Annotated in this window: 13 protein-coding genes; 5 read left to right on the top strand and 8 right to left on the bottom strand. The window is 68.3% G+C overall.

From position 1 onward, the window contains the following. Window positions 1-515, bottom strand: a 515-nt coding sequence (locus U9978_RS22505) for a nitrilase-related carbon-nitrogen hydrolase (protein WP_322763143.1), incomplete at its 3' end; no start/stop codon positions are given. Between the two features lie 197 nt (window positions 516-712). Between U9978_RS22505 and glnA (U9978_RS22500) the strand changes: the two genes are divergently transcribed. Next, the gene (gene glnA, locus U9978_RS22500; protein WP_322763142.1) at window positions 713-2071 is read left to right on the top strand and encodes a type I glutamate--ammonia ligase; all 1359 of its coding nucleotides are present in this window, start codon (window positions 713-715) and stop codon (window positions 2069-2071) included. Window positions 2072-2117: 46 nt separating this feature from the next. After that, window positions 2118-5339, top strand: a complete 3222-nt coding sequence (locus tag U9978_RS22495) for a bifunctional [glutamine synthetase] adenylyltransferase/[glutamine synthetase]-adenylyl-L-tyrosine phosphorylase (RefSeq protein ID WP_322763141.1) — start codon at window positions 2118-2120, stop codon at window positions 5337-5339. Window positions 5340-5423: 84 nt separating this feature from the next. Here U9978_RS22495 and glnII read toward each other — a convergent pair whose 3' ends face one another. Together glnII and glnA (U9978_RS22485) are read right to left on the bottom strand one after the other, a co-directional pair. After that, window positions 5424-6485 carry a glutamine synthetase GlnII gene (gene glnII, locus U9978_RS22490; RefSeq protein ID WP_322763140.1) on the bottom strand — a complete coding sequence of 354 codons (1062 nt, stop codon included), beginning with the start codon at window positions 6483-6485 and terminating at the stop codon, window positions 5424-5426. A 391-nt stretch (window positions 6486-6876) separates the two neighbouring features. After that, window positions 6877-8301 carry a type I glutamate--ammonia ligase gene (gene glnA, locus U9978_RS22485; RefSeq protein ID WP_322763139.1) on the bottom strand — a complete coding sequence of 475 codons (1425 nt, stop codon included), beginning with the start codon at window positions 8299-8301 and terminating at the stop codon, window positions 6877-6879. 284 nt (window positions 8302-8585) lie between these two features. Here glnA (U9978_RS22485) and U9978_RS22480 point away from each other — a divergent pair, with 284 nt between their 5' ends. Next, on the top strand, window positions 8586-8948 hold the full coding sequence (locus U9978_RS22480) for an RDD family protein (protein ID WP_322763138.1): 363 nt from the start codon (window positions 8586-8588) through the stop codon (window positions 8946-8948). Between the two features lie 8 nt (window positions 8949-8956). Here the strand turns inward: U9978_RS22480 and U9978_RS22475 are convergent, their stop codons facing one another. Then, window positions 8957-9580: a DUF4191 domain-containing protein gene (locus U9978_RS22475; RefSeq protein WP_416211102.1), complete on the bottom strand. Its 624-nt coding sequence runs from the start codon at window positions 9578-9580 to the stop codon at window positions 8957-8959. Between U9978_RS22475 and U9978_RS24220 the strand changes: the two genes are divergently transcribed. Then, entirely contained in the window at window positions 9567-9839 is a 273-nt protein-coding gene (locus tag U9978_RS24220) for a hypothetical protein (RefSeq protein WP_416211103.1), read from the top strand. The two genes, U9978_RS22475 and U9978_RS24220, sit on opposite strands and share 14 nt — an antisense overlap. Before the next feature lie 23 nt (window positions 9840-9862). Here the strand turns inward: U9978_RS24220 and U9978_RS22470 are convergent, their stop codons facing one another. The 4 genes from U9978_RS22470 to U9978_RS22455 all read right to left on the bottom strand — a co-directional run bounded on the left by U9978_RS22470 (window position 9863) and on the right by U9978_RS22455 (window position 12681). Continuing rightward, window positions 9863-10066, bottom strand: a complete 204-nt coding sequence (locus U9978_RS22470; protein ID WP_322763137.1) for a hypothetical protein — start codon at window positions 10064-10066, stop codon at window positions 9863-9865. 163 nt (window positions 10067-10229) lie between these two features. Beyond that, window positions 10230-11168 carry a lipoyl synthase gene (gene lipA, locus U9978_RS22465; protein WP_322763136.1) on the bottom strand — a complete coding sequence of 313 codons (939 nt, stop codon included), beginning with the start codon at window positions 11166-11168 and terminating at the stop codon, window positions 10230-10232. Next, window positions 11165-11869 (bottom strand): lipoyl(octanoyl) transferase LipB, encoded by a 705-nt coding sequence (gene lipB, locus U9978_RS22460; RefSeq protein WP_322763135.1) that lies wholly within the window; start codon window positions 11867-11869, stop codon window positions 11165-11167. The genes lipA and lipB overlap by 4 nt, the downstream gene beginning before the upstream one ends. A gap of 86 nt (window positions 11870-11955) precedes the next feature. Beyond that, complete coding sequence (locus tag U9978_RS22455; RefSeq protein WP_322763134.1) at window positions 11956-12681, bottom strand: peptidase E; 726 nt, start codon at window positions 12679-12681, stop codon at window positions 11956-11958. 126 nt (window positions 12682-12807) lie between these two features. On the opposite strand from U9978_RS22455, the gene U9978_RS22450 reads away from it, so the two are divergent. Next, window positions 12808-13580 (top strand): protein kinase domain-containing protein (locus tag U9978_RS22450; RefSeq protein ID WP_322763133.1); only part of this gene is annotated, 773 nt, incomplete at its 3' end.

The raw sequence follows: 13580 nt of genomic DNA, 5'->3' as shown, positions 1-13580 counted from the left end.
ACCGGTCCACCGTCCTGCCAGAGGTCCTCGCAGATGGTGAGCGCGACATCCACGCCGTGCAGGCGGACAACCGGGAAGTCGTGGCCGGGGACGAAATAGCGGAACTCATCGAACACGCCGTAGTTCGGCAGGTGGTGCTTGGCGTAGCGGGCCACGACGTTGCCGCGCCACAGCACCGCGGCCGCGTTCTGCGGCTCGCCCGCGGGACGACCCAGCCGCGGCGCGGGCGTGCGGGAGGTATCGAGGTACCCCACGATCACGGCGAGCTCCCCGGTGCCCTCGTCGGCTAGGCGCCGGGCAAGATGGTCGACGGCGTTGCGGGACGCCTCGGCGAACGAGCGGCGCAGGACGAGATCCTCCGCGGGGTATCCGGTGAGGGTCATCTCGGGGAACGCCACCAGGTGGGCGCCGCGGTGCGCAGCGCGCTTCGCCCATCCGCTGACCAGGTCCGCATTGGCTTCAAGATCTCCTACTACGGTGTTGACCTGGGCAAGCGCGACACGCAACTGGGCCATGGGTGGAGCTTAGAGCGCCCGGTGGATGTTTACCCTCATGCGTCGTGGCCCGCACCGGCCTGCTCGTAACGTCCGGCTACGAGTTTGATTGCGGAAGCACTACGTTGCAGCGTGTCGGCCGGCGGGTAGCTATGGTCGGCCGTAGCACACCTCGCCCGCCCGCGACGGCGAGCCCGACCCTCAGCGCGGAGGCGATCATGGATAAGCAGCAGGAATTCGTCCTGCGTACGATGGAGGAACGAGACATCCGGTTTGTCCGGCTGTGGTTCACCGACGTGCTCGGGGTGCTGAAGTCCGTCGAGATCGCGCCGGCGGAGCTTGAGGGGGCGTTGGCCGAGGGTATCGGCTTTGACGGTTCCTCGATCGAGGGTTTCGCCCGGGTGCACGAGGCCGATATGCTCGCACGACCTGATCCGTCGACCTTTCAGGTCCTGCCCTGGCGCGGCGACAGCCCGGTCACCGCCCGGATGTTCTGCAACCTCGTCATGCCCGACGGTATGCCGTCCCCGGCGGATTCACGCTGGGTCCTGCGTCGCACGCTGGCCAATGCCGCGGACGCCGGTTTCACCTTCTACACCCATCCCGAAATAGAGTTCTTCCTGCTGCGGCAACCGCCGACGCGGGGTGCCCCGGTGCCGCCACCGGTCGACGAATCCGGGTATTTCGACCTCACCCCGAACGATGTCAGCCATGAATTCCGACAGCAGGTCATCGGGGTTCTGGAACGCCTGGGGATATCGGTCGAGTTCAGTCACCACGAGGTCGCGCCCGGGCAGCAGGAAATCGACCTGCGGTATGCGGACGCGCTCACCATCGCCGACAACATCATGACTTTTCGTCAGGTGGTGAAGGAGGTCGCGCTCCGCCAGGGCGTTTACGCGACCTTCATGCCGAAGCCCTACAGCGATCAGGCCGGGTCCGGTATGCACACCCATCTCAGCCTTTTCGAAGGCGATCGGAACGCATTCCATGACCCGACCGACGCCTACCATCTCTCCAAGGTCGCGCAGGCGTTCATCGCCGGTCTCCTCGTCCACGCCGCCGAGATCACCGCGGTCACCAACCAGTGGGTGAACTCGTACAAGCGCATAGTCGGCGACCAGCGCGCCGGTGAGGTGCTGGAGGCACCCGCCTATGTCTGCTGGGGGCACAACAACCGGTCCGCACTCGTCCGGGTGCCGTTGTACAAACCGAACAAGCCGAACACGACCCGTATCGAGTTCCGCTCGCCGGACAGCGCATGCAATCCCTACCTCGCCTTCGCGCTGATTCTCGCTGCCGGTCTGCGAGGCATTCAGGAGGGTTACGAGCTCCCGCCGCCGGCGGCCGACGACGTGTGGACGCTCAGCGAGTCGCAGCGCCAGGAGCGGGGTATCACGGCACTGCCCGGTTCGCTGGCGGAGGCGATCGGCATCATGGAGCGGTCCGCGCTGGTTCGCGAGACGCTCGGCGACGATCTCTTCGACTTCTTCCTGCGGAACAAGCGTGCCGAATGGGCCGAGTACCGCCGCCAGGTCACGCCGTTCGAGATTGACCGGTACCTACCGATCCTGTGAGCAAGCCGTATTGCGAGCAGGGGCGTTTTTCAGCAGGATGAGACACGTGCGCGGGACCGATGAATCCGGGTTCATCCATCCGCGGGGCAGCTCCGTGCAGGCACAGCTTGCCCGGATGGGTTTCAGCAACGTCGACAGGTCGGCTGCCGGCCTGCGGCGGCTCGGGCTGCTCGCCGGCACCGACGGGCTCGCCGGTGCTGCGGTCGTGATGCCGTCCGGTTCCGGCGATCCCTCAGGTGTCGATCTTTCCCGTAATGCCGTCCTGGTGGAGCTGTCGCGGGCCGCCGATCCCGACCTCGCGCTCGCGGCCATCGAACGGATCGTGGACAGGGCTCCGCCCGAGATCGGCGCTGACCTGCTCACGGCGCTGGCCCGGCAGCCAGGGCTGCGCAGCCGGCTCGTCGCGGTGCTCGGCGTCAGTGCCGCCCTCGGCGATCATCTGGTCCGCCACCCCACCGACTGGCGGGTGATCGCGGACAACAGTGTGATGCGGGCCGCACCGGAGCACCGCGTCACCCGTGAGCGGTTGCTGCGCGCTGTCGGGGCGGATCCGGACGTTACCTGGCCGCGAGCGGCCGGTGACGGCACCGATGTCCTCAACGCGCTGCGCGTGGCCTACCGCCGGGCGCTGTTCGTCCTCGCGGCCCGTGATCTCACCGGTGCGGTCCCCTTCGACGATGCCACCGCGGAGCTTGCCGACCTTGCGGGAGCCGCTCTTGACGCCGCGCTCGCCGTCGCCCGCTCGGCGCTGTCGCCGACGGCTGCCCCGGTTCGTCTCGCCGTCGTCGGTATGGGCAAGTGCGGTGGCCGGGAACTGAACTACGTCAGCGACGTCGACGTCCTGTTCGTGGCAGAGCCCGGACAGCGTGCCGAGAAGGCCGAGAAGGCCGACGGTAGCCGCGGAGCTGAGGGGACCCGCGGTGACGAGGTTGCCGCGTTGGAGGCGGCGACCCGTCTCGCGGAGGGGATGGTCCGTGCCTGCGGGGCGGTCACCGGCGAGGGTGCGTTGTTCCAGATCGACGTGGGACTACGGCCCGAAGGCCGGGACGGCCCGCTGGTCCGTACCCTGGCCAGCCACGACGCCTACTACCGGCGATGGGCGAGAACCTGGGAGTTTCAGGCTCTGCTCAAGGCGCGCCCGGTTGCGGGTGATCGTGACGTGGGGGAGCGGTTCTGCGCCGCGGTCGGACCGCTGGTCTGGTCGGCGGCGTCGCGGCCGGGGTTCGTCAGCGACGTTCAGACGATGCGGCGGCGGGTGGAGCGGTCGTTGCCGCCGGGGGACGCCGACCGAAATCTCAAGCTCGGTCCGGGCGGACTTCGCGACGTCGAGTTCGCCGTCCAGCTGCTCCAGCTCGTCCACGGCCGGACCGACCCCAAGCTGCGGACGGTCTCGACCCTGTCCGCGCTGGACGCGCTGGCCCGCGGCGGCTACGTCGCCCGCCGGGACGCGGCCGGTCTCGCGGACGCGTACCGCTTCCTGCGGGGCACCGAGCATCGCCTGCAGTTGCAACGGCTCCGCCGGGTACACACCCTGCCCCGCGACCCCGGCGAACTGCGCAGGATCGCCCGCTCTCTGGGTCTCACCTCCGCCGCGGAGATCGTGGCCGAGCATGCCCGGGTCGCCCGGTTCGTGCGGCGGCTCCACGAGCGGCTCTTCTACCAACCGTTGCTGGAGGCGGTGGCGCGGTTGTCCGTCGAGGAGGTTCGCCTGACCCCGGCGGAGGCCCGGGACCGGCTCGCCGCGCTGGGCTTCGCCGACACCGCACGTGCGCTGCGCCACATCGAAGCGCTGACCAACGGTGTCAGCCGGACCGCCACCATCCAACGCCGTCTGCTCCCGGCGATGCTGCACTGGTTCGCCGATGCGGCCGACCCCGACGCCGGCCTGCTCGCCTACCGCCAGGTGAGCGAGGCGCTGGGACGTACTCCCTGGTATCTGCGGCTGTTGCGGGACGACAGCGGCGCGGCCGAACGGTTGTGCCGCGTGCTGGCCACGAGCCGTTACGTCGCGGATCTGATGCAGCGTGCACCGGAATCGGTACGGCTGTTGCGGACCATCGACGACCTGCGTCCACGCACCCGGGAGCAGCTGGTCCAGGCGATGATTGCGATCGCCCACCGCAATCCTTGCGGGGAGCAGGCGGTCGGGCGGGCACGGGCGGTGCGTCGGGTTGAACTCGTCCGCGTCGCCTGCGCGGACCTGCTCGGACTGCTCGACGTCGCCGCGGTCGGCCGGGCACTGTCCGACGCTGCGGCCGCGACGATCGAGGCGGCCCTGTACGTGGCGGAACGCCGCTTCGAACAGGAGACCGGCCGGCCGCTGCCGGTGCGGATCGCGGTGATGGCGATGGGTCGTCTCGGCGGGGCTGAGCTGTCTTACGGCAGCGACGCCGATGTCGTGTTCGTCCACGAGCCGATCGACGACCCGGCGACCGCCGCGGGAACGGCCGTCCCCACGGCCGTGGGGACCGCCCTGAAGGCTCGTGTCACGGACAGCGACGCGGCCGACGCCGCCGGGGCGGTCGTGGCCGAACTACGCCGACTGCTCGCGGTGCCCGCCGGTGACCCGCCGTTGATTCTCGACGTGCAGCTCCGCCCGGAAGGCCGTGCGGGTCCGATGACCCGCACGGCGGCCAGCTATGCCGCCTACTTCCGCCGGTGGTCAGCGGGTTGGGAGACCCAAGCGCTGTTGCGGGCGCGGCCGGTTGCCGGTGATGCGGAGCTGGGTGACCGGTTCCGTGCCTGGGTTGACGAGATCCGGTATCCGCCGTTGCTGCCACCTGATGCCGTGGCCGAGGTCGTCAGGCTGCGCGGCAGAATGGAGACCGAGCGCATCCCGCGGGGTGTCGACCGCTCCCTGCACCTCAAACTCGGGCCCGGTGGTCTCACCGACGTGGAGTGGGTGGTGCAGGTGCTGCAGCTGCGTCACGCCCATGCGATCCCGGTGTTGCGCACGACGTCAACGCTTGCGGGCCTTCGGGCCGCCGCGGCCACCGGCCTGCTCGACCCGGCGCAGGCCGCGACCCTGTCGGACGCGTGGACCACGGCATCCCGGCTCCGCAACGCGATCACACTGACCCGGGGGCGTCCCGGCGACGTGCTGCCGCATGCACCGCGGGCACTGGCCCAGGTCGCCAGGGCGGTCGGCTATCCGGCGGAGCAGGCCGAGGCGCTGCTCGGCGACTACCGGCGGATGGCTGCCGGAGCACGTGCGGTGGCCGAGACTCTCTTCGCCCGCGAAGGTGCGGGCGGGTCGTCCATCGGATAGCGGGCTTTCCCCGCGCAACGCCTTCGGCGTGGCACGGGGTCCCGCGATCCGCGACGATGGTAGAGATCAGGACGATGGTACAGATCAGACCGTGACGGCGGTCTCGGCCGGGTCCTTCTGGCCTGGGATGGCCAGGGTCGGCCTCGTGCCGGCCAGAGCGCTGCAGCAGGTGTCGACAATCAGGCCGGTGACGAGGTAGGGGTCCATGTTGGCGTTGGGTCGACGGTCCTCGATCCAGCCCTTCTTGGCCTTCTCCACCGCCCACGGGATGCGGACCGACGCGCCGCGGTCGGAGGCACCCCAGGAGAAGGTGTCGTACGGCGCGGTCTCGTGCTGACCGGTCAGGCGCTTCTCGATCCCGTCGCCGTAGTTCTTGACGTGCTCCAGCACCCGGGTACCAAGTGCCTCACATACGGTGACAATGGCTTCCCAGCTCTCCATCGTGGCCTTGGTGGAGAAGTTGGTGTGTGCGCCGGCGCCGTTCCAGTCGCCGGGGATGGGCTTCGCCGCGAACGAGACGGTGACGTCGAAGTCCTCGGCCACCCGGTGCAGCAACCAGCGGCCGACCCAGATCTGGTCGCCGATGGCGGGGGGTGGCAGTACCCCGATCTGGAACTCCCACTGGGCCATCATGACCTCGGCGTTGGTGCCCTCGATCGCAAGACCCGCGTCAAGGCATGCCTGCGTGTGCTTCTCGACGATGGCACGACCGACCATCTTCTCGCCACCGACACCGCAGTAGTAGGGACCCTGCGGGGCCGGAAAGCCCACCTCCGGCCAGCCGAGCGGCCGGCCGTTCTGGAAAAAGGTGTACTCCTGCTCGATTCCGAACATGGGGGCCTGGTCGGCGTACCTCTCGGCTGCCTGCCGGCAGAAGGCACGGGTGTTGGTCGGGTGCGGGGTGAAGTCGGTCAGCGCGACCTCGCACAACACCAGGACGTTGGCCCCACCGCGAAGGGGGTCCGGACAGGTGAACACCGGCTGCAGGACGCAGTCCGAGTTGAATCCAGGTGCCTGGTTGGTGCTTGAGCCGTCGAAGCCCCAGATGTCGGGTTCCTTGCCGTCGGCAACGATGCGGGTTTTACTGCGCATCAGGGGTTCCGGCTTGGTGCCGTCGATCCAGATGTACTCGGCCTGGTAACTCACTCATACTCCCCGTGGTTGGAGTGGCACATAGCGGAGTGTCTCATCGCGCGCCTGTGGATTGCTCGACCCCGGCCGCGGTGACACGAGGGTTCGTCCGGATCTTCGTCGCGTCCAGTTTCCCCGTAGTTCCACCACGGTAAATTTTCGGTCAATCACGCGTTGCCGGACAGTTCAGTTTTCGGGCTTTCCGCAACTGCTTCCCAGCACCCGGGAACAAAGTCCTCCACACCGTCGGCTATGCGGTCCGCCAGCCGGGTCCGGCCGCCCACGCACACGACAGCGCCCGGCCCGCGGTCTTTCCGCGAACCGGGCGCCGATCGACGTGCCGCTTGTCCCCTGTATTGCCGGTCGGATGTCCCTGGTTCGGATGTCCGCCGGCCGATGCCCGGCGTCAGATGTCGTAGTAGAGCTGGAACTCGTAGGGGTGGGGGCGCAGGCGAATGGCGTCAACCTCATTGACGCGCTTGTAGTCGATCCATGTCTCGATCAGGTCGGGCGTGAACACGCTGCCCTCGGTCAGGAAGTCATGGTCGGCTTCGAGGGCGTCGAGTACCTTCTCCAGTGATCCCGGCACCTGCGGCACCGCGGCCAGCTCGTCGGGCGGCAGATCGTAGAGGTCCTTGTCGATCGGGTCCGGCGGTTCGATCTTGTTGCGGATGCCGTCGAGACCGGCCATCAGCATGGCGGCGAAGGCCAGGTAGGGGTTGCAGCTCGGGTCGGGCACGCGGAACTCGATCCGCTTCGCCTTGGGCGAGACGCCGCTGAGCGGGATGCGACAGCACGCCGAACGGTTGCGCGCCGAGTAGACGAGGTTGACCGGCGCCTCGTAGCCCGGTACCAGGCGTCGATAGGAGTTCGTGGTGGGGTTGGTGAACGCCAGTAGCGCCGGCGCGTGGTGCAGCAGCCCACCGATGTAGTACCGGGCCAGCTCGGACAGGCCGCCGTAGCCGCTTTCGCTGTAGAAGAGAGGTTCGTCACCCTGCCAGAGGCTCTGGTGGACGTGCATGCCCGAGCCGTTGTCCTGGAACAGCGGCTTCGGCATGAACGTCACGGTCTTGCCGCGGGACAGCGCGACGTTGCGGATGATGTACTTGTAGAGCATCAGGTTGTCGGCGGTCCGCAGGAGCGTGCTGTACCGGATGTCGATCTCGGCCTGCCCGGCGGTCCCCACCTCGTGATGCTGCATCTCGACGGTGATACCCGCGCGGAACAGCGCCCGCACCATCTCCGAGCGCAGATCGGTGAAATGGTCGGTCGGGGGTACCGGGAAGTAGCCACCCTTGAACCTGGGCTTGTAGCCGAGATTCCCGCCCTCTTCCTTGCGGGCAGTGTTCCAGGCTGCCTCGACGGAGTCGACGGCGTGCATGGAACCGTACGGGTTGTAGTCGTAACGAACGTCGTCGAAGATGTAGAACTCGGCCTCCGGGCCGAAGTAGGCGGTGTCCGCGAAACCCGTCCCGCGCAGGTAGGCTTCGGCCTTTTTCGCCGTGTTGCGCGGATCGCGGGAGTATTCCTCCTTCGTGATCGGGTCATGGATGAAGAAGGTCATCGCGAGTGTCTTGTGCTCGCGGAACGGATCGACGAAGGCCGTGCTCGGGTCGGGTAGGAGCAGCATGTCCGACTCGTGGATCGCCTGGAAGCCACGTATCGAGGACCCGTCGAACATCAGGCCCTCGGTGAACACCGACTCGGCGAAGACCTCAGTCGGGATCGTAAAGTGCTGCATAATTCCAGGAAGGTCACAGAAGCGGACGTCGACGAACTCAACGCTCTCGTCCGTGATGTAGCGAAGTACGTCTTCGGCGTTTGTGAACATCCACCCTCCAGGGAAGCTTCATGGCTGTGTGGATAGGAAGGATACGCCATGACCCGATGCGGACCGTAACCCCATATGGTTCCGTCGGCATGATGAAGTCGTTTCGCTGCGGTAACATCGCCCTGATTTGTCACTCTCAGTGATTGACGGCCCGGGGTGTCCGCGGGGCATACGCTTGCGCCGTGGGACGCGCTCTCGGAAACTGGCTGGAAGGTCCGCAACTACCTCGGGACACACCCCCCGGTGTACGACTCGGCCTACCGGGGGAAGGCCCAGGTGCCGTGGTGGGTTTCGGCCACCGGCTGGCTGCGTTCGCGGTGGACGCCGTCGTGGCCAACCTGCTGGTGGGCGTACCGGTGCTCTTCGGGGTCCGCTACTCGGTCGATGCCCGCGGGCTCGCCGTCTACCTTGCGTTTCTGCTGGAGGAGTTCGTCCTGATCGCGGCGAACGGGCAGACCCTCGGGATGCGCATGGTCGGCGCCCGCGTTGTTCGGGTGAGCGACCACGGCCGGGCGCGATGGTGGTGGGCAGCCGTTCGTACCGTGCTTCTCGGCCTGCTCGTCCCGGCCTTCATCTGGGACCGCGATCTGCGCGGCACCCATGATCGGGCCGCTGGCACCGTGATCGTTCGCGATCCCGCACGATGATCAGAAAATTATCGAATCTTCCCGCCGCGGGGGATGTTGCGGGGGATCGGCCCCTTGGGGATGGGCAGGACCGGTGCGGTCACCGCCCGCAACCGTCGCTCGATGGGGTCCACCTCGCCCCGTCGTAGGGCGCGGGGCAGCCGCATGAGGGTTCCCTGCAGCTTGGGCAGGGGCGTCTCACCAGGCCCGGTGCCGATGACGATGTCGTGGACGGGGGCCTCGCCGATCACTTTGCGGACGCGTCGCACCTCATTTCCCAGAAGCTCCCGCTGGCCGCGGCCCCGCCCCTCGGCGATGATCACGACGCCGGCTCGACAGACCACGCGGTGTACCACGTCCTGGTGACGGTTGATCGCGACAGCGGGCGTGAGTCGCCAGTCGCCACGCATGCGTTCCACGATTCCGGCGGCCGCGCCGGGCTGACCCTCCATCTCGGCATAGGCGGTCCGCTGCACACGTCGACTGAAGATGTTCATGGCGCTGACAAGGCCCACCATGATCCCGATGGGCAGCCACATCCACAGCGGTCCGACCAGCACGCCGAGCACTATTGTGATGACAATGGGTACAACAAGACCGCCCAGTGACAACCAGAGCGCGCGCGGATCACGTTCTCGGGTGAGCCGGAATATGGTCCTGATCTGTGCGAGACGACTCGGCTTGGCCGCCCCGCCCCCGGCGTCGACTGCTCGCTTGCGCCCTGTTGTCGCGGTCGTCGCCGTACCGGTCTTCGTCGTACTGGTCTTCGTCGTCGCGGTCTTCGCCGTGCCGGGGTTTGTCGTACCGGTGCTCGGCGAGTCACTGCCGGACCTGTTCCTGCGCGCCATGACCGCGAGCCTACGACCCCGCGCGGACGACGGCCCTACCGTGGTGGTCTTCGGCATGCGATGATCGCTTGTTTCGTGACCGGTTGGTCAGCGCTCGGCGGCGACCGCGAGCCGACCCCCGGTCTGTGGTGGGATGCGGCTGACCGTCAACGGGGTCTCGGCGTGCTGGTCGACCCCCACATGAAGATCGACGGCGGCACGCCATGCGTTGCGGCGCGCGGTTCGCTGGCCGCCATGTGGCAGCAACAGCAGGGTGAGTTCCTCAACGGCGGTCAGAAGTGACCTCAACACGACCACACAGACCTCCCGGACCGGTCGTAGGCATTGTCAATCATGGTCTCGACCTTCATCCACGTGTTGCGGACGAGTGACTTTCCGGTGAGCCTAGTTCCGCCGGGACGCGTACACCACCGCAGTGGCTACTCTGGGTAAGAATCGTGTCGGCCGGGCGCTCTCAGCGCCCGACGCCGGCGCGTTGCTCGACCGCTTGCCGGTACATCCGACCCGCGCGGTAGGACGACCGGACCAGCGGACCCGACAGCACCCCGGCAAACCCCATCCGCTCGGCCTCGTCCCGCAACTCGGCGAACTCCTCGGGGCGCACCCAGCGCTCCACCGGGTGATGACGTGGGCTGGGCCGCAGGTACTGCGTGATCGTCAGCAGCTCACAGCCCGCGGCGAGCAGGTCGGCCATGGTCGTGAGGATCTCGGCGGGTTCCTCGCCGAGCCCGAGGATCAGGTTCGACTTGGTCACCAGGCCGGCCGCGCGGGCGGCCCGCAGAACGTCCAGCGACCGGTCGTAGCCGAACCCCGGCCGGATCCGGCGGAACACCCGCGGCACCGTTTCGATGTTGTGCGCGAGTACCTCGGGAGCCGCCCCGAACACCTCGGCGAGCTGCTCGGTACGGGCGTGGAAGTCGGGGATCAGTAGTTCGACACCGACGCCGAGGCACCGTGCGTGGATCTCGCGGACCGTCTGGGCGTACAGCCACGCACCGCCGTCGGGTAGGTCATCGCGTGCGACTCCGGTCACGGTCGCGTAGCGCAGCCCCATGGCGTGGACGGAGTCGGCGACCCGGCGCGGCTCGTCGGCGTCCACCATGGCCGGTCGCCCCGAATCGATCTGGCAGAAATCACAACGCCGGGTACACACGTCCCCGCCGATGAGGAAGGTCGCCTCCCGGTCCTCCCAGCACTCGTAGATGTTCGGGCAACCGGCCTCCTCACACACCGTGTGCAGGCCCTTGTCGCGGACGAGCCCCAGGATCTCGGAGTACTGCGGGCCGGTCCGCAGCCGGGTCCGGATCCACGGCGGCTTGGGCTCGATCGGCGTGGCCGCGTTGCGCAGCTCGAGGCGCAGCAACTTCCGGCCCTCCGGTGTAACCGCGCTCACCCTGACATCTCCGCCTCTCGCACTGCCTCGGTGTCCCGAACCGGCCGGTGGGGTTCGGACGTCGACACCGGTAGGGTCCGTGGCACCGTGGCGCGGGTCGTGAAGGCGCTCAGCACGTCGACCAGGTGGTCTTCCACAATGGGCAGGGCCTCGGGGACGGTCACGGTCCGCGCGAGCTCCCGGCTCAGACTCGTCACTGCGGCGTCGGTGATCCCACATGGGACGATGCGCGTGAAGGCGGTCAGATCCGGGCAGCAGTTGAGGGCGAAGCCGTGGTAGGCGACCCGCCGGCGGACCCGGACGCCGATCGCCGCGATCTTGCGCTCACCGTCGGTGGTCCACACGCCGGTGCGCCCGGCCACCCGTGTGGTCGCCAGGCCGAGGTCGGCGCAGGCGGCGATCAACCCGGCCTCCAGCGTGCGGACGTAGGCCACCAGGTCCAGCGGTTCGGGCAGGCGCACGACCGGGTAGCCCACCAGCTGGCCCGGCCCGTGCCAGGTGATCTTCCCACCCCGGTCGACGTCCACCACCGGGGTGCCGTCAAAGGGACGCTCCCAAGGCTCGGTGCGGCGACCGGCCGTGTAGACGTCGGGATGTTCCAGGAGGATCAGCGTGTCGTCCGCTTCGGCGGCGATCCGCCGGTCGGCCAGGCAGCGCTGGAACTGCCAGGCATCGTCATAGGGAACCAGGCCCAGCCGCATGACCTCCACAAAAATGAGGCTACGCTAACCCGGGGAATCCTCCCAGAGACGCTGGGGAAGACACCGTCGGCGTCACACTGCCGGCGTCACACCTCCGGAAGGCGCCGGGCGATTACCCGTGTCTCCCGCACGCCTGAGGCCGGGTCCTGTTCGACGTGCCACGCGAAGGCGTCGGCCCGGTCCGCGACCGCCTCCACCAGTTCGGTGCCGTGAAAATGCAGGCCGACACCGTCGTCGGTGGCCCAACCGGGTGGCAGCACGCCCTCGGCGACCAGCTTCTGGTACAGCGGACGTCGGCCGGCTTCGGAGTCGTAGTGCGGGGTGTTGCTGAACGGCAGCAGGCCGAGCCCGTTGGTGACCGGGCGCAGGTCCGGACCGAACGAGTCAGTTGTACCTCCGATATGCCAGCACAGCGACCCCGCGGACACGCCACCCAGGACCACCCCGGCCGTCCACGCGTCCCGCATGATCGTATCGAGTCCGTGTGTCCGCCACACCGCGAGCAGGTTCGCGACGCTGCCACCGCCTACCCAGATCACATCCTGATCCAGCAGGTGCGCACGGACGTCGGCCACGGTAGGCATGGGGAACAGGGCGAGATGGGACGCGCGCAGGTCCGGCAGGTCACGCGCGAGTGCCGCGTAGTAACGCGAATAGCTCGCAGGGTCGTCGCCGCTTGCGGTCGCCAACAGACAGAGCTTGGGACGCGCGGGGTTCCCGGCCAGGCGCAGCGCGTGGTGGATGATCGGGCCGACCCGTGCGCCCCACCGCCCGTCCGGCACGAAGCCGGCGCTGGTCGCCAGGATGTTCATGGTGCCTCCTACGTTTCGGTACGGTATCTCCGTCGGGCCGCGATGTGTCGGGCCGCGATGTGTCGGGCCGTGGCGCGGCCAACCTACTCGGACCGGCTGTTCGCATGAGTTATCCACAGGTTTCCGGTGAGGGCTGCACAGAACGGCCTTTTCGGCCTACCGTCACTGCTTGTGACAGCAATGGACGATTCCATGGGTTCTCGCGGCTACCATGGGATTTCGGGTGGTCCGGCCGTCCGCGGGGTGGTGTTGCGGGCACGTGTTCGAGGCTGCGGTGCCGGGGAGGTCTGGGCCGGCCGCGTGGTGGCCACGGGGGCCGAGTGTGTGGTCCGCCGCATCCGGCTGCCGCCGGACGCGGCGGCCAGGGATGCCGCGATGCGAGCGGCGCAGGTCCTGCTCGGGCTATCCCATCCCCATCTCCTCCCGCTCATCGACGTGGTTGCCACTGCCGAGGGCCTCGCGGTTGTCGCCGAGCCTGTTGTCGGGGCGATCAGCCTGGGCCAACTCCTGGAGACGCGGGATCGCCTCGACCCCGGTGAGGTCGTCACGGTCGGGCTGCCGCTGGCCCAGGCGTTGGCCGCGGCGCATGCTGCCGGTGTCGTACACGGACGACTCGATCCTGACGACGTCCTGTTGGAGCCCAACGGCCGGCCGGTACTCGCCGGCGTCGGTGTCGCGGGTCTGGCGGGTACATCCGCGACGCCCGCGGTGGACGTCAGTGATCTCGCGAGTCTGTTGCTGGCGGCGATGCCGCAGGCGACCGGTCCGGACGCGGCATCGGTTGCCGTGGCGGTCGCGCCGGCCCTGGTCGATGATCCTGTCCGCCGACCCACCGCGGAGGAACTGGTCGCGGCGTTGGCGCACAGCGCCACGCCGGTACCGGTTCGCCTCGTCAACAA

This window comes from Protofrankia sp. Cr2 (genome assembly GCF_963555885.1).
Lineage (GTDB): Bacteria > Actinomycetota > Actinomycetes > Frankiales > Frankiaceae > Protofrankia.
Note: the sequence above shows the minus strand (reverse complement) of the source record. Positions and strands in the feature narration are given on the sequence as shown.

What these genes read in the sequence shown, in the direction of transcription:
- lipB (WP_322763135.1), bottom strand. Translation starts at nt 11,869, where the DNA reads ATGCGGCTGGGCCTGGTTCCCTATGACGATGCCTGGCAGTTCCAGCGC.
- glnA (WP_322763142.1), top strand. Translation starts at nt 713, where the DNA reads ATGGATAAGCAGCAGGAATTCGTCCTGCGTACGATGGAGGAACGAGAC.
- U9978_RS22455 (WP_322763134.1), bottom strand. Translation starts at nt 12,681, where the DNA reads ATGAACATCCTGGCGACCAGCGCCGGCTTCGTGCCGGACGGGCGGTGG.
- glnA (WP_322763139.1), bottom strand. Translation starts at nt 8,301, where the DNA reads ATGTTCACAAACGCCGAAGACGTACTTCGCTACATCACGGACGAGAGC.